The organism is Ruegeria sp. A3M17 (assembly GCF_003318255.1).
Taxonomy (GTDB): domain Bacteria; phylum Pseudomonadota; class Alphaproteobacteria; order Rhodobacterales; family Rhodobacteraceae; genus Ruegeria.
In genome coordinates this window covers 99,702-120,846 of sequence record NZ_QOCF01000035.1, presented here as the reverse complement: position 1 = coordinate 120,846, position 21,145 = coordinate 99,702, and the positions used below count along the sequence as shown (strand labels likewise).

Below are 21,145 nucleotides of genomic sequence, written 5' to 3'. Positions count from 1 at the left end.
GATTAGTCGGCGAAAAAGAATTCGTCGGGGCGGTGAATGCCAAAATGTGCGCCGGGCTCCCATGCCCACATACCTTGTTTGGGCACGTTGCGCAGACGGTTGGACACTACGATGGGCTGCGGTGCGCCGTTCAGAATTCCGATGGCGAAAAGCTGATCAGCATGGATGTTCAGCATTTCTGACCAGACTGCCGAACGCTCTTCGTCGGTGGTAGCTACCTCCCAATCATGGGCCAGCTGCATTAGGCGTTCAGCCTCGGGCATGTCAGGCGCTTCACCAACATCGCCGCCGGTCTGGTAAAATTGTCCCCATTTGGGCCAGGCCAGAAACACCTGATCCGTGGGGGCCAAATAAGAGGGGGAAGTGTGAGCCTGCGGGATACCGTCATCCCAACCGAACCATACCGAGGCCATGGTGTTGCCAGAAAAAACACGGTTGCGCAGAATGTCCCGGTCCAGTGGGCGCATGATCAGGTCCACGCCGATTTCACGCCATGTATCGGTGACGATCTGAAGCGCGTTCTCAACTTCTTGCCGTTCTCCTGCGGTTTCGATGATCAATTCCATCGGGCGGCCATCCGGCAGCAGGCGAACGCCGTTTTTATCGCGCTTGGCTAGGCCAGCTTCGTCCAGAAGGGCATTGGCCATCTCAACGTCATACTGCGCCCAGGCTTTTGCGTTTTCCTCGTCATAGAACGGAGACGCGGGTAAAACGGACATCGCACCAGGATGGGCCAGCTTGAAATAGAGCGCTTGATTGATGGTTTTGCGGTCGATGGCCAGGGACAGCGCCCGCCGAACACGAACATCGCGCAGAACGTCGCGCCAGACCTCATCCGAGTAGTTCAGGTTCGGGTAGATCGCGATTTGCGATGCGACGCCGGTCTTCCACAGCAGAGTTTTGTAGTCTCCGCCGGCTTCGCCCTTTTTCAGGATAGATGCATCGCGAAACGCCAGACCGCGCCCCTGCAGATCAGTTTCGCCAGCATTGGTCTTGGCTGCGACCAAGCCAGCAGCGACGATTTCCATCTCGACAATGTCGATATAGGGCAACTGAACGCCGTTGGAATCGATGCGGTGATAATATGGGTTGCGAACGAAATTGTGGCGGATCTTCTTGCCCGAACTTGCATTCAGCCAAGGCTGCAGCGTCGGGAGTTCGTGGTTGTCGAACTTGTAGAGGTTATCCAGCTTGTTGTGCAGCGCCGCCCAGCTTTTGACCCGTGCGTCTTCGACCTGAAAGGCGAGGTCTTTAGCATCTGCGAATTTCTCGTGATACTGTTTGAGGAATTCAGACGGCCGGTAGATGAACGGTGGGCGCGCTTGGGCCAGCGACTGCAGAAAATCAGGATTTGGGTTTTCCCACTCAAAGACAATAGTTGTCTCATCCGGGAAGGTCACGGTTGGCGTTTTACCTTCAACAATCAGGAAGTCAGGTGGGCCAGAAGGGCTAAGCATTTCATTGTTGGCAACGTCTTCCCACCAATAACGAAAGTCTTCGGATGTGAACGGCGATCCATCGGACCACTTGTGCCCGTCACGCAGATGCAGAGTGAACTTTCGATTACCTTCGTTTTCATAGGACTCCAGCAGATCAGGGACGATTTCGTAGTTTTCGTCAAACCCAACCAGTCGGGCATACCCATAGACGACCATCTGGCGGATGTCTTTTGAGCGGGTCACCATGGTGCGCAGGGTACCACCGGGGGCACCAAACTCGCGGCCTTTGGCTGCCAAATCCACGATCAGAGGTTCGGCTGGCAGGCGCTCTGCGACCGGCGGCAGGTTCCCGGCGCTGACCTCGGCTTTCCAGAATTCGCTTTCCTGAGGGGTCGGTGTTCCTGCCGTGGCGGGCAGGACCAAAGTGGCGGCCAACGTGGCAGCCAGAATAAGCGGGCGAGTGGTTTTAAACATGGCATCGTACCTTATGGCCGGGCTCCATCTCTACCAGTGAGGGTATCACGGAGTCCGTAAATCGGAAGGTGTCATCCCAACTGTCTGGTGAACCAGCGCCCAACGCAACCAGTTTAAGGTCGATGGGCCGGTTGATGTCGGGTTCTGGTTGGGCGGCAATCAGCGCCTTGGTGTAAGGGTGTCGGGGGTTATAAAACAGCGTCTCGGGCGGGGCCTGTTCGACGACAAGACCCCGGCGCATCACGGCCACTTCGTCGGCAATGCGCGCCACAACCGCAAGGTCGTGAGAGATGAATAGGTAGGACAGGTTCAACCGGTCCTGCAGGTTTTCCAGCAAGGTCAGGATCTGTTCCTGAACCGATACATCCAGTGCCGATGTCGGCTCGTCACAGACAATCAGCTGCGGGTCCAGCATCATCGCCCGCGCAATCGACAGGCGTTGCCGCTGGCCGCCGGAAAAGGCATGGGGATAGCGTTTGAGCATATCACCATTCAGCCCCACACGCTGCAGCATCTCGACCGCTTTGTCCCGTTGTTCGGCAGTCGAACCAATGGAGTGAATTTCCATAGGCTCGGTCAGCGCGTCTTGAATGCGCATCCGCGGACTGAGAGAGCTGTACGGGTCCTGAAACACCATCTGAGCCTTGCGTTGAAAGGCCGTGCGCTGAGAGCGGGTCATGTGGTGCACAGTGATCGGGTCTTCGCCTGGCGCGGTGCGAAACAGAATCTCGCCACCCGGATCGGGCAGTTCTGCGCCAAGAGCGATCCGCGCAGCCGTTGTTTTGCCTGAACCACTTTCGCCTACGATTGCCAGTGTTTTGCCGCGGGCCAGATTCAGGTCCACACCTCGGCAGGCATGGATCAGCTTGTCGCCCTGCCAGCCTCGACTGGACCGCATGGTGTAGGTCTTGGACACCCCCTTCATCTGTAGAATGAGGTCATCATCCGGCATTGGCAGCCCGACCGAATCTTCGTCGGGAATTGCAGGGGCCGCGTTGAACAATTGTTGTGTGTAGGGGTGCGCCGGGGCGCTTAGGATCGGGGCGGCTGCCCCTGCCTCCATCACGCGGCCCTTGTGCATGACAACGACCTGCTCCGCCATGTTGGCAACTACGCCAAGGTCGTGTGTCACAAGGATCAGGGCCATGCCCGTTTCGCGCTGCAACTCCTTGATCAGCCCCAGGACCTGCGCTTGTGTCGTTACGTCCAGCGCGGTCGTCGGCTCATCCGCGATCAGCAGTTCCGGCTTGGAAACCATGGCCATCGCAATCATGGCGCGCTGGCGCATGCCGCCCGACAACTCGAACGGGTAAGAATCATAGGCGCGCTGCGGATCAGGAAAGCCTACGCGTTCGAATTGGGTCAGGACCTCTTTGCGGGCTTGCGCCTCGGACGCGCTCCGATGCAGCCACAAGACCTCGCTGACCTGATTGCCGATCTTGTGCAACGGGGATAGTGATCGCATCGGTTCCTGAAAAATCATCGATATTCGATTGCCGCGAATGTCACGCATCTGTCGCTCGCTGATCTTGGTCAGATCCTCGAAGCCTTTCGAATCGTTCAGGGTAATAGTGCCACTGCGGATTTGCGCGGCACGTGGCAGAATACGCAAGGCTGCCCGGCACGAGATGGTTTTTCCTGACCCGGATTCGCCAACCAGAGCCAATGTCTGCCCGGCCTCGACATCAAAATTGACTCCTTTGACAACTGAGTCGCCCGCACCAAAACCGATGCTGAGGTCTCTGACGGACAACAACGCAGTCATGCGGGTTTTCCACCCGTTCGTCCGTGGTTCGACATCGGCGTATTCAACTCCCTGTGTTTTTTGACTTAGTCTCGCGCGGTTGTGCCTGTGTAGTCAAACCCGTTCTTGGGCCGAATTGTCGCGAAAATGTGAAACTTAGGCCAATTTACCTACACAAATCCTTGAGGATTTGTCATCACATGCGGTGTCGGCCCCAAATCATGAGCTGACTGATATCAAGGAGAGATTTCCCCGTGCCCGACAACCAAAGCCGCCTGGATCTGTTCATCGACCGTATGGTGTCCCAACGGGCCTGTCTGGATTTTGCCATCTCTGAAACCAAAGGAATGCCTGGGCCAGTGTTCGAACTGGGGTTGGGCAATGGGCGCACCTATCATCACATGGTGCAGTATATTTCAGGTCGACCTGTTTATGTATTCGAGCGCGCCGTGGCGTCGCATCCGGATTCCACGCCGCCCGCAGATCGGGTGATTTTGGGGGATGTGCGCGAAACACTACCGGCCTCGGTGGATCGGTTCGGAGCCACGGCCAGTCTGATCCACGCGGACTTGGGCGGTCACAACCGCAAAAAGAACGACGACTTCGCCAGGTTTGTCTCACCATTGATCGAGCCGCTATTGGCCGAGGGTGGTTTGATGGTGTCCAGCGACCGGATGTATTTCGATACCTTGACCGAAGTTTCCCTTCCTGAAGGGGCCGTCGAGGGCCGCTGTTTCATTTATCGCCGCTGACAGGGCAGGAGAGTCCGATGCTTTTTTATGATTGTTCCACGGCCCCCAACCCACGGCGCGCGCGCATGTTCATTGCCGAAAAGGGTTTGGACATCGAAACCCGAGAAATCTCGATCGGCAAAGGTGAGCAACTCAGCGATGAATTTCGCGCGGTGAACCCGAACGCAACCATTCCCGTGTTGGTGACGGATGAGGGCATCGCGTTGACCGAGAATCTTGGGATAGCTGCTTACCTTGAGGCGCGGTTTCCCGAGCCACCGCTGATGGGGCGCACACCCGATGAGAAGGGGCAGGTTCTGATGTGGAACAGCATCGTTGAGCAACAGGGCGGCGCGCCTGTAGCCGAGGCGTTGCGCAATACTCATCCTGCCTTTGCCGACAGGGCGATTCCGGGGCCGGTGAACCACCCGCAAATCCCGGAACTGGCTCAGCGAGGGTCCGCGCGGGTTGATCATTTCTTTTCGTTGCTCGAACAGCGGCTGGCCGAAAGCGCGTTTATCGCAGGCGCCGACTTCACTCTGGCGGACATTTCCACCTTTGTCTTTGTGGACTTTGCCCGCGTGATCAAGAAACGGATTCCACAAGAAAATACTGCCACTTTGGCATGGTTCGACAAGGTTGCATCCCGTCCCAGCGCACGGCTCTAGAAACTGCTGATCCGAGGCCGTTTCTTCGCTCGCGCAGAACTGTACAGAAATGTCTAGACAGAAGTGAACAGTGCCACTAGCGTCCTTCCTTAATCATGCAGGGGAGCGCAGGATGAAATCTCAGTATCGCGTTGTGGTCATCGGGGGCGGCGTCGTGGGCGCCTCGGTTCTGTATCATCTGGCCAAGTTTGGCTGGACAGATGTGGTTATGCTGGAACGACGTAGGTTGGCCTCGGGCTCATCCTGGCACGCGGCCGGCGGTATTCATGCGCTGAACGCGGACCCGAACATGGCATCCCTGCAAGCCTACACAATCGACCTGCTCAGCGAGATCGAAAAGGAATCGGGTCAGAACATAGGCTTGCATATGACCGGTGGCCTGACGTTGGCCGGCACGCCCGAACGGTGGGAATGGCTGCAGGCGAACTATCGCATTTTCCAGTCTATCGGCATTGACGATTGCGAGTTGCTGAGCCCGGAAGAAGCGCAACGGCGCTGCCCGATCATGTCGACCGACGGCGTTTTGGGTGCGATGTGGGCAGACCGCGAGGGGCATATCGACACGACTGGCACGGTACAGGCCTATGCGACAGCCGCAAAAAAGAGGGGCGCGGCGTATTACGAAGAAACCAAGGTCGAGGAGCTGATCCAGACCGACGATGGCTGGCAGGTTGTCACCGACAAGGGCACGATCACTTGTGAACACGTGGTTAACGCCGCTGGCCTTTGGGCCAAGCAAGTGGGGCGTATGGCGGGGGTGGAGCTTCCGGTTTCACCGCTCAAACACCACTATCTGATCACCGACACAGTCCCCGAGGTCGCTGGGGCAGATTTCGAGATGCCGATGACCGTCGACCTCGAAGGGTTCACCTATATGCGGCAGGATCAGAAAGGCGTTCTGGTCGGCATTTATGAGGTCGATCATGAACACTGGGCGATGGACGGCGCGCCGTGGAACTATGGCGAAGAGTTGTTTCAGGAACAGCTTGATCGGATCGAGAATGAGCTGACGCTTGGCTTTGAACGTTATCCGTCGATTCAGAACGTGGGCATCAAGACATGGGTAAACGGTGCCTTTACCTTTGCCCCTGACGGCAACCCGCTGGTCGGTCCGGTGCCGGGTAAGCGCGGCTACTGGTCGGCCTGCGCTGTGATGGCGGGCTTTCTGCAGGGCGGTGGCGTCGGCAAGACGCTGGCCGAGTGGATGATCCATGGCGAGCCCGAGGCAGATGCCTGGCCGATGGACGTGGCGCGTTTTGGCGATTTTGCGCAGAACAAGCGGTACATCCGTGAAACCACAGGCCAGTTTTATTCCCGTCGCTTCGTGATGACATATCCCAACGAGCAACTGCCTGCAGGCCGTCCATTGAAAATGGCCCCAGCCCATGACGCGATGACGGATGCGGGCTGCAAATGGGGCGTCAGCTGGGATCTTGAGGTGCCGCTTTACTTCGCGCCGCAAGGGTTTGAGGAAACACCGACGCTGAAACGCTCGAACGCGCATGAGATCGTGGCCGACGAATGCAAGGTGATCCGCGAAGGCGTCGGCCTTATGGATATCTCGGGTTTTTCACGGTTCGAGGTCAGCGGCCCGAACGCCGAGATCTGGCTCGACAAAATCATGGCCTCAAAACTTCCCGCACCAGGTCGGGCGAAGCTGGCGCCTATGCTGGGTGAAAATGGGCGGCTTAAGGGGGATCTGACCGTTCTGAACTGGGGCGATGGTACATGGTGGATCATGGGCAGCTACTACCTGCGGGCTTGGCACATGCGCTGGTTTGACGATCACATGATCGATGGCGTCAATGTTCGTGATCTGGGCGAGGAATATTGCGGTTTCGCCGTAGTCGGTCCCAAATCGCAAGCGGTTGTCGAAAAACTGGCCGAACAGGACATTTCGGACCTCAAATTCATGGGCTGTGGGGATTTTGACATCGGGTTGGTGCGCGCACGTGTTGCCCGCATGTCGGTGACCGGCGAAAAAGGATACGAGATCAACTGCCGCTACGGAGATCACATCAAGCTTCGCCGGATGCTGTTGGAGGCAGGGGCGGATGAGGGCATTCGTGAATGCGGCTTCAACGCCATGTTGTCGACGCGGCTGGAAAAGAGTTTTGGCATCTGGTCGGCAGAATTCACGCAGCTCTACACGCCGGGCATGACTGGAATGGATCGCTGGATCGACTGGGACAAGGAATTTGTCGGCAAAGATGCCGCGGTCGCAGAACGTGACGGCAATGGTCCGGCGCAAATTCAGGTAATACTGGAAGTGGACGCCGCAGACGCGGACGCCAGCGGATACGAACCCGTTTGGGCGGGCGATGAGCGCGTGGGCTTTGTAACGTCGGGAGGGTACGGGCACTACACTGGGAAGTCACTGGCAATGGCGTTGGTCAACCGCGACAAGGCCGAGCCGGGAACGGAATTGTCCGTGCACGTGGTCGGCGTTGAGCGCTCGGCGCGGATCATCTCGCCGTCGCCCTATGATCCACAAGGCAAAGCGATGAGGGGCTGACGATGATGTCGCAAACACCTGAACGCGGGCGACGAAGGCGCGGACGCAGCACCGATGCCGCCACTGGCCCGACACGCGATGTGAACTACCGTCAACTCAAAAACCCGTTTCCTTTGATGGAGGTTTTCCCGGCGGATCAGATTGCAGACATGCATGAGACAGCCCTGCGGACACTGCAAGAGCTAGGGGTCAAATGTCTGTTGCCTGAAGCGCGGCGCATATTTGAAAAGGCTGGCGCGCGTGTGGATGATGACACCGAGATGGTCTTTATCGGCCGCGACATTGTTGAGGCCGCTGTTGCATCAGCGCCAAAGTCGATTGCGTGCAACGCTGGCGCGCGGCACAGGGACTTCATCCTTGAGCTGGGCAGTCTGGTGTTTCAGCCGGGGGCAGGGGCACCGAACGCGACGGACCTTGAACGCGGGCGTCGCCCGGCCTCGGGGCAGGACTATCTGGAGTTCCTCAAGCTTACACATCATTTCGATGTGTTCCAGATGATCTCGCCTCAGGTCGAACCGCAGGACGTTCCGACCCATCTGCGCCACTACTTCACGACGCAGGCGCAGATGGAATTGACCGACAAGTTCCCGTTCTTTTTCTCACGCGGAACGCCGCAGGTGATGGATTGCTTTGAAATGCTGTCCATCGCGCGGGGCCTGTCGGACGATGAGTTTCAGGCGGGCGCACATTGTTACACGATCATCAACACGAACAGCCCGCGCACGCTGGACATACCGATGGCGCAGGGGCTGATAGATTTCGCCCGCAATGGTCAGATGTCAATCATCACGCCGTTCACTCTGATGGGCGCAATGGCCCCGATCACCGTGGCCGGCGCGATCACACTTTCACATGCCGAGGCGTTAGCGGCGCTGACGCTGACACAGCTGACCAAGCCGGGTGCGCCGGTGTGTTATGGCACGTTCACCAGCAACGTGGATATGAAATCGGGTGCGCCCGCATTTGGAACACCCTCACATTTCCAGGCCTCGCTTGCCGCAGGTCAATTGGCCCGACATCTGGGCCTGCCATGGCGGTCGGCTGCCGGATCAGCGTCGAATATCAACGATGTGCAGGCAGCAAATGAAAACCAGTTTGGTCTTTGGGGCTGTCTGATGGCAGGGTCGACGGTAATCATTCACTCGGCCGGTTGGCTGGAGGGTGGCTTGACCGTTTCTTTTGAGAAGATGATCTGCGACGCCGAGGTCCTGAACATGGTCGCCGAGCTTTGTGCCGGAGCGCAGGCGAGCACGGCAGAGATCGGTTTCGACACCGCCCTAAGTGAAGTTGAACCTAGCGGGCACTTTTTTGCCTCTAGCCAGACGATGGAGCGGTACAACACCGAATTCTACGAACCGCATCTGCATGCTTATGCCAATTTCGGAACCTGGACGGAACGCGGATCGGTGGATGCCAATCATCGCGCGACCGCGGTTTGGAAGAGTATTCTGTCAGACTTCAAAGCGCCTTTATGTGACAGCGACCGCATGGGTGCCTTGCACGAGTTCATTGCGCGCCGCACCGCTGAGGGCGGCGCCCCGCCGGAGAGTTGAATGAGTACCAAGCCCATCCTGCACAGGGACGACCCCGAAGCCGAGCCTTTGGTCGGCAATATCAAGGTCACGCGTGACGACTGGCTGAACGTGGCTATGGATGTGCTGATTTCAGACGGTGTAGATCAGATCAAGGTCCTGAACCTGGCTGAACGAATGGCCGTGTCACGATCCTCCTTTTATTGGTACTTCAAATCCCGGCAAGAGCTTTTGGATGCTCTGCTGGCGCGCTGGCATGCGACAAATACGGCCGCTTTGGTCGCGCAGGCCAAGGCCCCGGCGGATACGATAACCGCAGCCGTCTGCAACGTGCACCGTTGCGTGGTAAACACCGAATTGTTTGATACCGCTCTGGATTTTGCCGTCCGGGACTGGGCGCGCAAATCGGGCAAAGTGCGGAGGGCGCTCGATCAGTCGGATGCGCGCAGGCTCGAAGCGCTTCACGCCATGTTCGCGCGCTATGGTTATTCCGAGGTCGAGGCCGAAACCCGCGCGCGCGTACTGTACTACATGCAGATCGGGTATGATCTGGCCCAGTTGAATGAACCCATGTCTACGCGGATCGCACTGGTTCCGCATTACCTTTATGTCTTTACCGGGGTTGAGCCCAAGCCCGAGGAAGTCGAAGAATTCAGCGCGTATTCAATGCGCTATTGGAAGGGAGAAGTCTCATGAGTCAACCTGACGCAATCATCATTGGAACAGGTGTGATCGGCGCGGCCATTGCCTTTGAAATGGCCAAAGCAGGCTGGAAAACCCTGTCGTTGGATCGAAACAGTCAGGTTGGCCACGGTTCGACCGCGGGGTCATGCGCCATTGTCCGAATGCACTATTCGACCTTCGACGGAACGGCGTTTGCGTGGGAAGGTTACCACTATTGGCGCGATTGGGCCGACTACCTCGGCCTGCCCGAGGACGCCAATCTGGCTCAATTCCGCGAGACTGGCTGTCTGGTGATGAAGACTGATGCCAATGGCTTGCTTGAAAAGCACATGAAGAACAGCGCCGATCTGGATTGCCCTTTCGAAGAATGGTCACCTGATAAAGTCGGTGAGCGCCTGCCGATCTACTCGCAGGACAGTTTCGCGCCGGCGCGCCGGATGGATGATTCGGAATTCGGGCACCCGAACGGGCGCAAGATGCAGGGCGGCGTGTTCTGGCCGCAGGCGGGATATGTCACGGACCCGGCTTTGTCCGCGCAGAACTTGATGGATGCTGCCAAGCTGCATGGCGCAGAAGTGCGCACTGGTGCCGAAGTGGTCGAGATATTGTCCAGCGACGGTCGGGTTTCGGGTGTCAAACTTGCCTCGGGCGAAGAAATCCACGCAAAAGTCGTCGTGAACGTCGCGGGTCCCGGCTCGGCGATCATCAACAAGATGGCGGGTGTCCTGGATGATATGACGATCGAAACCCGCCCTTTGCGGCAAGAGGTTGTGCACGTCCCCGCACCCGAGGGGTTTGACTTCGAAAACGACGGAACGATTGTCTCGGACAGCGATATTGCCTGCTACTGCCGACCCGAGCACGGCAACCACATTCTGGTTGGCTCGGAAGATCCGGAATGTGACCCGCATCAGTGGTGCGAGGATGATGTGGATTACAACCACGACTTCACCGACCAGTGGACAACACAGGCCATGCGATACGCGCAGCGCGTCCCAAGTCTTGGCATCCCGTCCAAAACGCGCGGAGTTGTGGACCTGTATGACGCATCCACAGACTGGATACCGATCTATGACAAATCCAGCCTGCCAGGGTTTTACATGGCCTGCGGGACAAGTGGGAACCAGTACAAAAACGCGCCGATCGCAGGCAAGATGATGACGGCCCTGATCGCGTATTGTGAAGGGGGCGCGGATCACGATGCGCAGCCGCTGCAATATGAACTTCCCTATATCGGGCGGAGCATTGATGTCGGGTTCTATTCTCGCAAGCGCCCGATCAACGAAGAAAGCAGTTTTTCTGTACTGGGGTAGTTAAGGAAAAAAATCGCCCTATCCTTCCGGGGAACTGGAAAAGGGCAGGGCCCAGAATGGCCGAACCGACGCATCGCGTTTTGATACTTGGAAGTGCACCGGCCGCCGCTGCAGCTCGGGAGTGGTCGCGGGATCCGTTTACCCACATCGTTGCAATCAACAACGCCTGGCGTATCCGCGACGATTGGGATTTCCTCATCCATCCCGAGGACTTCCCTGTGCGCAACCGTCCAGACGTACTGGCGCGCGGTCAAAGCATCGTCGAGGCGGATGAATACGTTCCGCATCAAAATAAGTTTGGCGGATTTGTTTATGCCGGGGGCACGATGGCGTTTACGGCTGGTTACTGGGCCTTGGCCGCGCTTCAGCCAGCCGTCTTGGCCTTTTTTGGCTGTGACATGATTTACCCTAATTCCGGCAAGACCCATTTTTACGGCAACGGAGCAGCCGACCCTTTGCGCGCTGATGTGACGCTGCGATCGCTTGAGGCAAAATCCGCCCGGTTGGCTTTGTTTGGTGCCGCGCAGAACTGCCGCGTGGTTCGACTGTCGCAGGGCGAAAGCCGGTTGGTCTTTCCTTCGGTGACGACTGACACCCTAATGTCTGCCGCGCTGCCTTCGACAAAGGGTATGCAAGCGGCACTGCAGGCGGAGGCTCAGCTGAATTACTTCGTTTCGTCTGGTCGCTACTGGAAGGAAGAGGAACGTTTCGACGCCGCTAGAATTGACCATTTGGATCGAATGTGGCTGGACGCGTATTGTCCGCAATCCCTGGAAAACGTCGCCTGAATCAATCGCTGATTAGGTCGCGAATTCAGCCCAGGCCCAGACCATGGCGATGTAGGTCAGGTTGTGCAGGCATTGGTCCAGTCCAGCAGCGCGCCAAAACGCAGCCTGCGTCGGCATCAGTTTCTTTTTGTCTGAATAGCTGGCTTTGGCGAAATCAATATTGAAGTGAACAATCCATTCCAGTGCAGCAATGATCAAAATAAACGACCACGGCGCGCCAAAAATCAAAAAGACAATCACTGACCCGATGACATGCACGCCCGCATGCTGCGCGCGGCCCAGGTGGAAATACTCACCGCGCCCTGCCAACATTTTCGGAGTCTGGAGAAAAAAATCCGCAAACATATGTTTGATCTGCAACAAGCAGAGCATCAATAGCACTGCGCCTATACTGGCAGTCAAATGAGTCCTCCCGAAATCGTCCCAAACGGAGTCTAGGCACTAATCTGTGGTTGCGCAAATGAACTTGTTCACACTCGGCAATTAACTGATCAAATTGGAAACTATTTGCCTCTTTTGGCTGGACTAAGGTAAATTCAGAGTGTTGGGTTTACGGCACTTTCGTCAAGATCGTTTCAGTGATCCGTAGTAGGGGCAGGTTCCATAGAACGTTCAATTTTCCAGTTTATTTGGAAATACTCGAAACGCGACCAGTTGATTCTGCTGGCCGTGACGTCGACGTTGTTTCCGCTGCTTTATCTGACGCTCGAATTGCCCAAACGCATCATCAACGATGCTATTGGCGCGGCTAGCCCGGTTGTGGACGTCTGGGGTTATAGCCTGCCGCAGACGACATTCCTGATCATTCTGTGTATCGGGTTTCTGATTGCGGTGCTGGTGCATGGCCTGGTGAAAATGCGCATTAACACCATGAAAGGCGTGCTGAGCGAGCGTATGTTGCGCCGGTTCCGGTACGTGCTGATCAGTCGCGCGCTACGTTTCCCTCAACCTTATTTTGAGCGCGTCAGCCAAGGCGAGCTGGTGTCGATGGTCACCGCCGAAAGCGAACCGATGGGCGGGCTCATGGGGGACGCAATCAGCCAACCGGTTTTGCAGGCCGGTCAGATGATCACAATCCTGTCCTTCCTGTTTCTGCAAAGCTTTTGGTTCGGGTTGGCGGCAGTCGCGCTGATCCCGCTGCAGGCCTGGTTGATTCCGAAATTGCAGCGTCAGATCAACCTTCTGAATAAAAAACGCATTCAAGAGGTTCGCTTGCTGGCCGCCCAGATCGGCGAGAACGCGGCGGGCGCGTCCACTTTGCGTGCCAATGGTGGGTGGCGATACCGCCAGGCGATGGTGTCCGAGCAGCTGGGGCGCCTGTTTGGTATCCGGTTCGAGATCTACCAGAAGAAGTTCTTTATGAAATTCATAAACAACTTCATCTCGCAAATGACGCCGTTCCTGTTCTATCTGGTCGGTGGTCTTCTGGTCCTGCAGGGGTCGGTTTCGCTGGGTGCATTGGTCGCGGCGTTGGCCGCGTATAAGGACCTCAGCTCGCCGTGGAAGGAATTGCTGACCTATTATAACCAGACACAGGACATGTCGTTGCGCTGGGACGTGGTGACGGAACGGTTTGCACCTTCCGGAATGCATGAAGAAAAACTGTTCGATGGCGAACCCGAGGCTACGCCAAGGCTGAACGGTGACATAGTGCTCGACCATGTCTCGGTCCGCGATATGGACGGCAATCAGATTCTGGATGATTTGGACCTGTCCTTTCCCAGTGGAAAAATCATCGGGATCGCGGCCCCCAGCGAAGAAGATCGCCGCGCCATGGCCGAGTTGCTGACGCGAGAAATTCTGCCCAGCTCGGGTCGGGTGCGGATCGGTGATATCCGTTTGTCAGAGTTGCATCAAAGCGTCGTGGCCGCCCGTATTGGGTATGCTTCGTCACGGCCCGTAATGTTCCAGGGTACGCTGGGCGATAACGTCATGATGCCGATGCGGTTCAAGCCGCAGACAACCGAAACAAACGACCCCGGATATGATGAGACGTTGCGTGCCGGCAATAGCCCGGACCCCTTCAAGGCAAATTGGTTGGACCCGACGACTGCGGGATTGGACAGTGCTGAAGAGGTGCGCGACTGGTGGTTGAAACTGATTGACGGGATGGGTTCTGGCGCGGCGCTGTTCCTGCGCGGGGCTGAGCAGGTCTTTGATGCTGCCGAGCACCCTGAGCTGGCCAGCAAACTAGTCGAACTGCGGCCTTTGGTTCAGGATGCAGTGAAAGCATCAGGGCTGGAGCAGCAAGCCCTGATTTTTGACCGCAACAGCTATAATCCTGCCTTGCCAGTTGCGGAAAACCTGTTGTTCGCCACCCCCAAAGTGCCCGTTACCCAAGAGCTATTGGCGCAGCAGACCGTGTTCCTTGAGCAGTTGCGCGAATTTGGTCTGGACGAAACACTGGTCAGCCTGACACGCGATGTGATTGAAATGCTGCGCCAGATTTTTGGACTGGACGGCACCGATCATCCGCTGTTTCGTAAACTGGGACTAGAAGCGCAAACGTACGAGGCTGCGGTCGAGCTGGTTGAAAAAACCCGGAACGAGGGCGTATCGGGGCTGAATGATGAACAGCTGGCAAACCTGCTGGCCGTTCCGTTTGTGATTTCCGCGGAACAAATTGGTCCGGCATTCACCGACGACCTCAAGGACCGCATTCTTGAGTTGCGGCATAGCCATTCCGAGAAGCTGCTGGAACGGTTGCTGGATGTATTTGTGCCCTTGGACAAAACAAAATTTGCGCCCGGATTGACGGTTCTGGAAAACGCTTTGTTCGGAAAGGTCAGTCAGATTGGCGGCGCCCGTTCGGACGAGGCGCGCAAAGTGATCGTGGATGTTCTGAATGAAAACGGCGCGCGCCCGCTGGTGGTTGAGCTGATCTATGACGTCCCGGTGTCGCTTGGCGGGCAAAACTTGCCCGCGGTTTTTGCCGAACCTCTGTCCTTTACACGCGCGACGATCAAGAAGCCGGATATCCTGATCCTTGAGGATGCGCTGGCCAGTTATGATATGGCCTCGAAAGTGGCCGTGTACAAAAACCTTCGGGCGCTGCTGCCGGATACCACGGTGATCTACCTGAACGACCAGTTTGAAAACCCGAGCGTGTTCGACATGTATGTGGAAATCAGGCAAGGTCGGGTCGTCTCGGACGAAGGACCTGCGGACGTGGAAGAAGACAGTGCCGCCTCGGCTGACCTTTCGCGCAAGCTGCGCGCGCTGGAACAGACACCGCTGTTTTCCGGGCTGGACCGCCGACAGCTGCGCCTGCTGGCCTTTGGTGCGCGCTGGTTCGATGCCAAAGCAGGAGAGGTCGTGTTCCTCAAAGACGATCAGCCAACCGATGGCGCCTATGTGGTGCTGGACGGGGAGGCCGGTTTGTACCTTCCGCAAACCGACGGAGTGGATCAGTTGATTGCCACGGTTGGCCCCGGTGCCCTGGTCGGAGAGTTGGGTTTGATCCGCAAGGAACCTCGGGCGCTGAGCATGATCGCCGAGACGGAACTGTCGTGCCTGCGTATTGGTGAAGAGGAATTCTTGGCCGTGGTCGAAAATGATGCCGCAACTGCGTTCAAATTGTTGCAGGTGATCGCGGGCTACGTATCGAACTAAGCGTTATTCGCTGTCGGGGCTGCAGAACATATCGTAAAGAACGGCGATCACCTGCGCCGCACCGTCGTTGTTCAGCGAGTAATAGATGGACTTTCCGTCCCTGCGCGTTGCAACAATGTTTTCAGCGCGTAGGCGCGCCAGCATCTGACTGACTGCAGCCTGACGGATACGCAACAAGGCCTTCAACTCACCCACGGATTTTTCGCCGTCGGCCAGATGGCACAAGATCATCAACCGACCCTCATGCGCGAGCGTTTTCAGAAACGCAGAGGCCCGAGCCGCGCTTTCTTTCATTTCAGATAGCGCAGCTTCGGTTTGTTCGGTTTGTTCGTCTTCAAGTGTCACGCGTGGCCTGTTTAACATCTATGGGTTGGGTCAATGTGCCCCAAGATCTAATGGGTTGTCACCCCTCGGTTGCAGGGGCACCACCTTGAAAGGCGTTTCCGTTCACGTAATCACAGGGCTCTTCCTGCATCTGCAGATGCAGGCCGTCACCGTTGAAAGGGTGCGCCCGGGCAAGATCTTCGTTCACCTCGATACCAAGGCCGGGTGCGGTCGGCGCAGGGACAAATCCGGCCTCAACCTGCAATGAGCTGTTGATGAGTTGATCGTGAAACGCCGTGTCTATGGTCTCAAGCAGCAGCAGGTTGGGGATGGAGGCGGCCAGATGGATATTGGCGGCCCATTCAACCGGACCGGCGTACAAATGTGGGGCCATCTGGGCGTTGAAGACTTCGGCGATTGCGGCCACTTTCTTCATCTCCCAAATCCCGCCGGCACGACCCAGCGCTGGTTGGAGGATTTCCGCCGCCCCAGCCCGCAAAACGGCCGCGAATTCGGCCTTGGTGGTCATGCGTTCACCGGTTGCGACCGGGATCCGAACGTTTCGCGCGACACGAGCCATGTCTTCGATCATGTCCGGAGGTGTCGGTTCTTCGAACCAAAGCGGTGAATAGGGTTCAAGTGCCTGACCCAATCGGATTGCGCCCGCGGTGTTGAACTGGCCGTGGGTGCCGAACAGCAGATCGGCTTTGTCGCCCACGGCCTCTCGGATCGCTTTGCAGAACGCAACAGACATCGAGATATCGGACATCGCAGGCATGTGCCCGCCCCGAACAGTGTAAGGCCCGGCGGGGTCAAACTTGACGGCTGTGAACCCGCGACGGACCATTTCAGCGGCACATTCGCCCGCTTGTTCAGGCGACGTCCAGAAATCGTTCAGGTTATGTTGAGGCAGGGGGTATAGGTAGGTGTAGGCTCGAATGCGTTCGTTCACCAGCCCCCCAAGCAAGGCATAGACCGGGCGGTCGCGATCCTTGCCTAGGATGTCCCAGCAGGCGATTTCCAGTCCTGAAAAGGCGCCCATGACCGTCAGATCGGGACGCTGTGTAAACCCGCTGGAGTATGCTCGGCGGAACATCAGCTCGATGTTTTCGGGGTTCTCTCCCAGCATGTGCCGTTCAAACACGTCCCGAATGACATGGCGCATCGCCTCGGGGCCAACCGAGGATGCATAGCATTCCCCCCAGCCCGTGATCCCGGTATCGGTTGTGACTTTAACCAGTATCCAATACCGCCCGCCCCATCCGGGCGCAGGAGGGGCTGTGACAATGATGTCGAGGTCTTGCAGTTTCATCAGGTGGTCTCCTGCCCTGCCGGGTTAATCCCTGTCGAAAACGATCACGTTACGCTTGGCGGATCCGGTTTTGGTGTCCTCGATCGCTTCGTTGATCTGCGACAGCGACCATCGGCCCGAGATCAGTTCATCCAGTTTCAGGCGTCCCTGATCGTAAAGGTCGATCATCCACGGAATATCCCGCTGAATGACAACATCGCCCATTTTTGATCCGATCAAACCCTGACCCAGCGCGGCCAGAACCACCGGCTCGTAGCTTGCCATATCTCCAGAATGCGGCATCCCGATCATTACCGCCTTGCCACCCGGGCCTAAGTAACGAGGGGCCTGATCGTAGGCAGGAATCGCGCCGACAGTGATCAACACGGCGTCCGCGCCGCGACCCCCAAGCGCCTTGTAGGCGGCCTTCCAGGGGGCTTTCTGATCGGCCAAAACGCCGTGGGTCGCGCCAAATTCCTTGGCAATGGCCAGCTTCTCTTCGGTGATGTCCACGGCCACAATGCGGCGTGCACCGGCGATGCGGGCGCCCTGAATTGCGTTCAGCCCGACACCTCCGGCACCGATCACCACCACATCCTGTCCGGGCCGCAGCCCGGCGGCGTTGACGGCGGCGCCGACGCCCGTGATCACGCCGCAGGACAGCAAGCTGGCGACGTCTTTGGGCATCGACTGTGGTATTTTGACAATCTGCCGGTGGCTGACCACAACCTTTTCTGCAAAGGCTCCGCAGGCCATAGCCTGCTCCAGTGGTCCGCCATCTGCTGTGCGCAACGGCCCGTTGACCTTGTCATAAGGCGTTTCGCAGACAGTTGGTTTCCCCCCCGCGCAAGAGGGGCACGAGCCACATGCCCGAATCAGGGTAACGACAACCGGGTCTCCGACCTGAAATTCACCTGCCGAGTCGCCGACCGCAGTGATAATGCCCGCAGCCTCGTGCCCATAGACGGCAGGAAGGTGTCCGCCCCACGCACCACCGGCAAATGAAATGTCCGAATGGCAAATTGCCACCGCATCCAACGTCACCTCGACCTCATCTGACTTGGGCGGTGCGATTTGAATGTCTTCGATGATCAGAGGTTCGCCGAACGCCCGGCACACGGCGGCTTTGATGGTTTGCATGCTGTCCCTCTCTCCCTTTGCGCTACGGTGGCGCGCTTATGGGGACGCTGCAAGGCGGAATCCGTCAAAGGGATGTCGTAGTTATGCCATGACCCCACGTGAACGGGAAAACACAAGAAGACAGATCACCATCATGACGAATGCCAAGAGGAATGGCGCGCCCGGCAGGTAGATCGCCGCGTCGGGTTTGATGAACTGTGCGAACACGCTGGTCATGAGCAACGGTGCGATGACCATCGACAAAGCGTGCAAGGATGTCAGCACACCCTGCAGTTCACCCTGTTGCGAGTCAGGCGTCTTGCGCGACATAAGGGCCTGCAGGGCAGGGGTCACAACCGCTCCGATCGCGGTGATTGGGATCAGCATCAGGGCAATGATCCCATTGGTCAGGAAGGCCAGAAGAAAAAAGCTAAACAGCTCGAACGCCATACCGTAGATGATTGTGACGCGTTCACCCAAGTATTTGGTTGCGGGCCGGATCAGGCCACCCTGAACGGCCGCCATGCCGATTCCGTAGACGCCCAGTGACACGCCGATCATTTGTGGCGACCAGCCAAACCGCTCGGTTGTGAAATACGCCCAAATTGCCGGGTAGACATAGATCGAGATAGAGTACAGGAGATAGACCCACAGCATCGGCCGGATACCGGGCAACGCAGCAATCGCGCGCAGCGAGTTCACTGGGTTTGCCCGACGCAGGCTGAAGGCCCGGCGTGTCTTGTCGGTGACCGTCTCGGGCATGACACATGCACCGATGACGAAGGCCAGGGCAGACAAACCTGCGGCAGCCCAAAATGGTGCACGTGTGCCATATTCGCTCAGCAACCCACCAAGTACTGGGCCGAACACAAACCCGACCCCAAACGCTGCGCCCAATAGACCAAAGTTTGCAGCCTTTTCGTGGGGTTTCGACACATCGGCCATGAAGGCCGCCGCCGTTGCATGCGTGGCCGCTGTAATGCCTCCGACGATGCGCCCGGCCAACAGCAACCAGATGCTGCCCGCAAGCGCCATGACGACGTAATCCAGTGACATGACGAACAGCGAGACCAACAATACCACCCGTCGCCCGTAAGCATCCGAAAGGTTACCCAGAACTGGCCCGAACACGAACTGCATTGCTGCAAACGCGGTGCTGAGGATGCCACCCCAGATCGCAGCCGTCGCCAACGTGCCGCCCTGAACCTCGACGATCAGTTCAGGCATGATAGGAAGGACAAGGCCGATGCCCATGGCGTCGATCATGACCGTGAGAAGGACGAAGAAAAAGGGAAGACGCATTTGAACCGCGAGGATGAGAATTTGGGCGGACCTTACCCGCAGAAAATGCAGGTTGTAAGGGGGGCGCTCAGACCTGTGATCAAGGCAGGTCTTTTGCGATTTTGTCCAACAATTCAGCCAGCTTTTGCGGTTGTGCAAAGAACGGGGAATGCGACGTGTCAATCGTATGACGCATCGTCGCGGGGGCGCTGCGGCTCATCTGTTCCTGGTATTCGGTCGGGATCGTCCGGTCATCGGTTGTCCGGATATATGCCTTGGGAACCCGGTCGAAATTGCCGGTCAGGCGCAGGGGGGTGTCCTGCGGTGCGATGGCTTGCGGGCACAAACGCGCAAATGCGAATGGCACGGTTTCGGGTGGGCAGTCGTGGTAGAACAGATCATGCACCTTGCTTGGTACAACCGTATACGAGAGGCCGTCCGTTGATTTTTCGACCGCATCATGGATCGTCTGCCGGGGCGATCGTTTGCGCATTTCCACCATCGAAAGACCATCCTGCGGGACGTAGGCGGCAAGGTAGACAAGGGCGCGCATGGTATCTGGCTCCGCCTCTGCCGCAGCACTGATCGGGTAGCCACCCCAGGAATGACCGACAATGATTGTATTGGGCGAGGTCGCATCCAAAATTGTGTCGCGACAGCTGTCCAACGTCACATCGGCAACGGGCGTCGGATCCGAGCCGTGGCTGGGCAGATCAATGGCGCGGACCTCGTGCCCCAGCGCTTCCAACGCTGGGATAAGATCGCGCCAACACCAGGCACCGTGGCAGGACCCATGGACTAATAGAAGATCGGCCAAACCAAGGCTCCTTCAAACATGTCCGATTTCGGTCAGAAAGCTGTGCAGCAATTCCGCGTATTCTGCCGGTTGTTCAACGCAAGGCAAGTGTCCAGCGCGTCGCATCAGCTCGAACCGAGAGCCGGGGATCAGGTCAACGGTTTCCCGCACAAGATCCGGCGGGGTCGATCCGTCCTCGCTGCCAGCGATGCCGAGGGTCGGCAGGCGCAGGCCGCTGGTGGGGGTGTAGAAATCTGTGCCGGAGATTGCCGCGCAGCAGCCCAGATAGCCATCCACCGGCTGACGCACCATCATGTTGCGCCAAAGCAGATGCCTGGGTGATGCGCGAAACGTCTTTGAGAACCAGCGCTCCATGGTTGCATCAGCCAGGGCCTCGATCCCGCCCTTTCGTATCGCGTCCATGCGGTCCTGCCAGATCGAAGGGATACCGATCTTGGCTGCGGTGTTGGACAGCACCAAGGCGCGGACCTGATCCAGGCGTTTGACGGCCAAACCTTGTCCGATCAAACCGCCGATCGAAAGGCCGACAAACACGCAATCTCGCACTTCTAGAAAATCAAGCAATCCTTCCACGTCCCGCACAAGCGCACCCATCGAATAGGGGGCCGGGGGTTGCGACGAAAGACCATGCCCGCGCTTGTCAAAGCGGATCACACGCAGCCCTGCAGGCAGGTGCGGCAACACATCGTCCCAAAGCCGCAGATCGGTTCCCAAAGAATTGGCAAACACAATTGGCGCGCCGTCTGGATCACCATCGATCCGATAGTGGATTTGAACGTTTCCAATGTCTGCGATCTGCACGACTCAATCCCC

17 protein-coding genes are annotated in these 21,145 nt (G+C 57.6%); 8 read left to right on the top strand and 9 right to left on the bottom strand.

Annotated elements, in window-relative coordinates; genetic code table 11:
* Window positions 1–2 precede the first annotated feature (2 nt).
* On the bottom strand, window positions 3–1,913 hold the full coding sequence (locus DS906_RS19105) for an ABC transporter substrate-binding protein (RefSeq protein ID WP_113791657.1): 1,911 nt from the start codon (window positions 1,911–1,913) through the stop codon (window positions 3–5).
* A complete protein-coding gene (locus DS906_RS19100; RefSeq protein WP_113791656.1) occupies window positions 1,906–3,678 on the bottom strand; it encodes an ABC transporter ATP-binding protein in 1,773 nt (590 codons plus the stop codon). The genes DS906_RS19105 and DS906_RS19100 overlap by 8 nt, the downstream gene beginning before the upstream one ends.
* Before the next feature lie 233 nt (window positions 3,679–3,911).
* Here DS906_RS19100 and DS906_RS19095 point away from each other — a divergent pair, with 233 nt between their 5' ends.
* The 7 genes from DS906_RS19095 to DS906_RS19065 all read left to right on the top strand — a co-directional run bounded on the left by DS906_RS19095 (window position 3,912) and on the right by DS906_RS19065 (window position 11,888).
* Window positions 3,912–4,409, top strand: a complete 498-nt coding sequence (locus DS906_RS19095; RefSeq protein WP_082649262.1) for a class I SAM-dependent methyltransferase — start codon at window positions 3,912–3,914, stop codon at window positions 4,407–4,409.
* Window positions 4,410–4,426: 17 nt separating this feature from the next.
* Window positions 4,427–5,056, top strand: a complete 630-nt coding sequence (locus tag DS906_RS19090) for a glutathione S-transferase family protein (RefSeq protein WP_113791655.1) — start codon at window positions 4,427–4,429, stop codon at window positions 5,054–5,056.
* Between the two features lie 112 nt (window positions 5,057–5,168).
* Complete coding sequence (locus DS906_RS19085) at window positions 5,169–7,571, top strand: FAD-dependent oxidoreductase (protein WP_113791654.1); 2,403 nt, start codon at window positions 5,169–5,171, stop codon at window positions 7,569–7,571.
* 2 nt (window positions 7,572–7,573) lie between these two features.
* On the top strand, window positions 7,574–9,124 hold the full coding sequence (locus DS906_RS19080) for a trimethylamine methyltransferase family protein (RefSeq protein ID WP_369935364.1): 1,551 nt from the start codon (window positions 7,574–7,576) through the stop codon (window positions 9,122–9,124).
* Window positions 9,125–9,799: a TetR/AcrR family transcriptional regulator gene (locus DS906_RS19075; RefSeq protein ID WP_113791653.1), complete on the top strand. Its 675-nt coding sequence runs from the start codon at window positions 9,125–9,127 to the stop codon at window positions 9,797–9,799.
* Window positions 9,796–11,100: an FAD-binding oxidoreductase gene (locus DS906_RS19070; protein ID WP_113791652.1), complete on the top strand. Its 1,305-nt coding sequence runs from the start codon at window positions 9,796–9,798 to the stop codon at window positions 11,098–11,100. Before DS906_RS19075 ends, DS906_RS19070 begins: the two co-directional genes overlap by 4 nt.
* Window positions 11,101–11,156: 56 nt before the next feature.
* Window positions 11,157–11,888, top strand: coding sequence for a hypothetical protein (locus DS906_RS19065; RefSeq protein WP_113791651.1), 732 nt, complete (start codon window positions 11,157–11,159; stop codon window positions 11,886–11,888).
* 12 nt (window positions 11,889–11,900) lie between these two features.
* Here DS906_RS19065 and DS906_RS19060 read toward each other — a convergent pair whose 3' ends face one another.
* On the bottom strand, window positions 11,901–12,260 hold the full coding sequence (locus DS906_RS19060) for a DUF3307 domain-containing protein (protein WP_369935462.1): 360 nt from the start codon (window positions 12,258–12,260) through the stop codon (window positions 11,901–11,903).
* A gap of 243 nt (window positions 12,261–12,503) precedes the next feature.
* Here DS906_RS19060 and DS906_RS19055 point away from each other — a divergent pair, with 243 nt between their 5' ends.
* Entirely contained in the window at window positions 12,504–15,500 is a 2,997-nt protein-coding gene (locus DS906_RS19055; protein ID WP_199528611.1) for a cyclic nucleotide-binding domain-containing protein, read from the top strand.
* Between the two features lie 3 nt (window positions 15,501–15,503).
* Here DS906_RS19055 and DS906_RS19050 read toward each other — a convergent pair whose 3' ends face one another.
* The 6 genes from DS906_RS19050 to pcaD all read right to left on the bottom strand — a co-directional run bounded on the left by DS906_RS19050 (window position 15,504) and on the right by pcaD (window position 21,133).
* Complete coding sequence (locus DS906_RS19050) at window positions 15,504–15,794, bottom strand: helix-turn-helix transcriptional regulator (RefSeq protein ID WP_113791854.1); 291 nt, start codon at window positions 15,792–15,794, stop codon at window positions 15,504–15,506.
* 109 nt (window positions 15,795–15,903) lie between these two features.
* On the bottom strand, window positions 15,904–17,136 hold the full coding sequence (locus DS906_RS19045) for a mandelate racemase/muconate lactonizing enzyme family protein (RefSeq protein WP_113791648.1): 1,233 nt from the start codon (window positions 17,134–17,136) through the stop codon (window positions 15,904–15,906).
* 24 nt (window positions 17,137–17,160) lie between these two features.
* A complete protein-coding gene (locus tag DS906_RS19040) occupies window positions 17,161–18,255 on the bottom strand; it encodes a Zn-dependent alcohol dehydrogenase (protein ID WP_113791647.1) in 1,095 nt (364 codons plus the stop codon).
* Window positions 18,256–18,336: 81 nt separating this feature from the next.
* A complete protein-coding gene (locus DS906_RS19035) occupies window positions 18,337–19,536 on the bottom strand; it encodes a TCR/Tet family MFS transporter (RefSeq protein ID WP_113791646.1) in 1,200 nt (399 codons plus the stop codon).
* Window positions 19,537–19,615: 79 nt separating this feature from the next.
* Window positions 19,616–20,332: an alpha/beta fold hydrolase gene (locus DS906_RS19030; RefSeq protein WP_113791645.1), complete on the bottom strand. Its 717-nt coding sequence runs from the start codon at window positions 20,330–20,332 to the stop codon at window positions 19,616–19,618.
* A 12-nt stretch (window positions 20,333–20,344) separates the two neighbouring features.
* Window positions 20,345–21,133 (bottom strand): 3-oxoadipate enol-lactonase, encoded by a 789-nt coding sequence (pcaD, locus tag DS906_RS19025; protein ID WP_113791644.1) that lies wholly within the window; start codon window positions 21,131–21,133, stop codon window positions 20,345–20,347.
* Window positions 21,134–21,145 lie beyond the last annotated feature (12 nt).

Bases quoted from the DNA above. Each gene is read 5' to 3' on its own strand.
- DS906_RS19105 (WP_113791657.1), bottom strand. From the start codon at position 1,913: ATGTTTAAAACCACTCGCCCGCTTATTCTGGCTGCCACGTTGGCCGCC.
- DS906_RS19100 (WP_113791656.1), bottom strand. From the start codon at position 3,678: ATGACTGCGTTGTTGTCCGTCAGAGACCTCAGCATCGGTTTTGGTGCG.
- DS906_RS19090 (WP_113791655.1), top strand. From the start codon at position 4,427: ATGCTTTTTTATGATTGTTCCACGGCCCCCAACCCACGGCGCGCGCGC.
- DS906_RS19085 (WP_113791654.1), top strand. From the start codon at position 5,169: ATGAAATCTCAGTATCGCGTTGTGGTCATCGGGGGCGGCGTCGTGGGC.
- DS906_RS19080 (WP_369935364.1), top strand. From the start codon at position 7,574: ATGATGTCGCAAACACCTGAACGCGGGCGACGAAGGCGCGGACGCAGC.
- DS906_RS19075 (WP_113791653.1), top strand. From the start codon at position 9,125: ATGAGTACCAAGCCCATCCTGCACAGGGACGACCCCGAAGCCGAGCCT.
- DS906_RS19070 (WP_113791652.1), top strand. From the start codon at position 9,796: ATGAGTCAACCTGACGCAATCATCATTGGAACAGGTGTGATCGGCGCG.
- DS906_RS19065 (WP_113791651.1), top strand. From the start codon at position 11,157: ATGGCCGAACCGACGCATCGCGTTTTGATACTTGGAAGTGCACCGGCC.
- DS906_RS19060 (WP_369935462.1), bottom strand. From the start codon at position 12,260: ATGCTCTGCTTGTTGCAGATCAAACATATGTTTGCGGATTTTTTTCTC.
- DS906_RS19050 (WP_113791854.1), bottom strand. From the start codon at position 15,794: ATGAAAGAAAGCGCGGCTCGGGCCTCTGCGTTTCTGAAAACGCTCGCG.
- DS906_RS19045 (WP_113791648.1), bottom strand. From the start codon at position 17,136: ATGAAACTGCAAGACCTCGACATCATTGTCACAGCCCCTCCTGCGCCC.
- DS906_RS19040 (WP_113791647.1), bottom strand. From the start codon at position 18,255: ATGCAAACCATCAAAGCCGCCGTGTGCCGGGCGTTCGGCGAACCTCTG.
- DS906_RS19035 (WP_113791646.1), bottom strand. From the start codon at position 19,536: ATGCGTCTTCCCTTTTTCTTCGTCCTTCTCACGGTCATGATCGACGCC.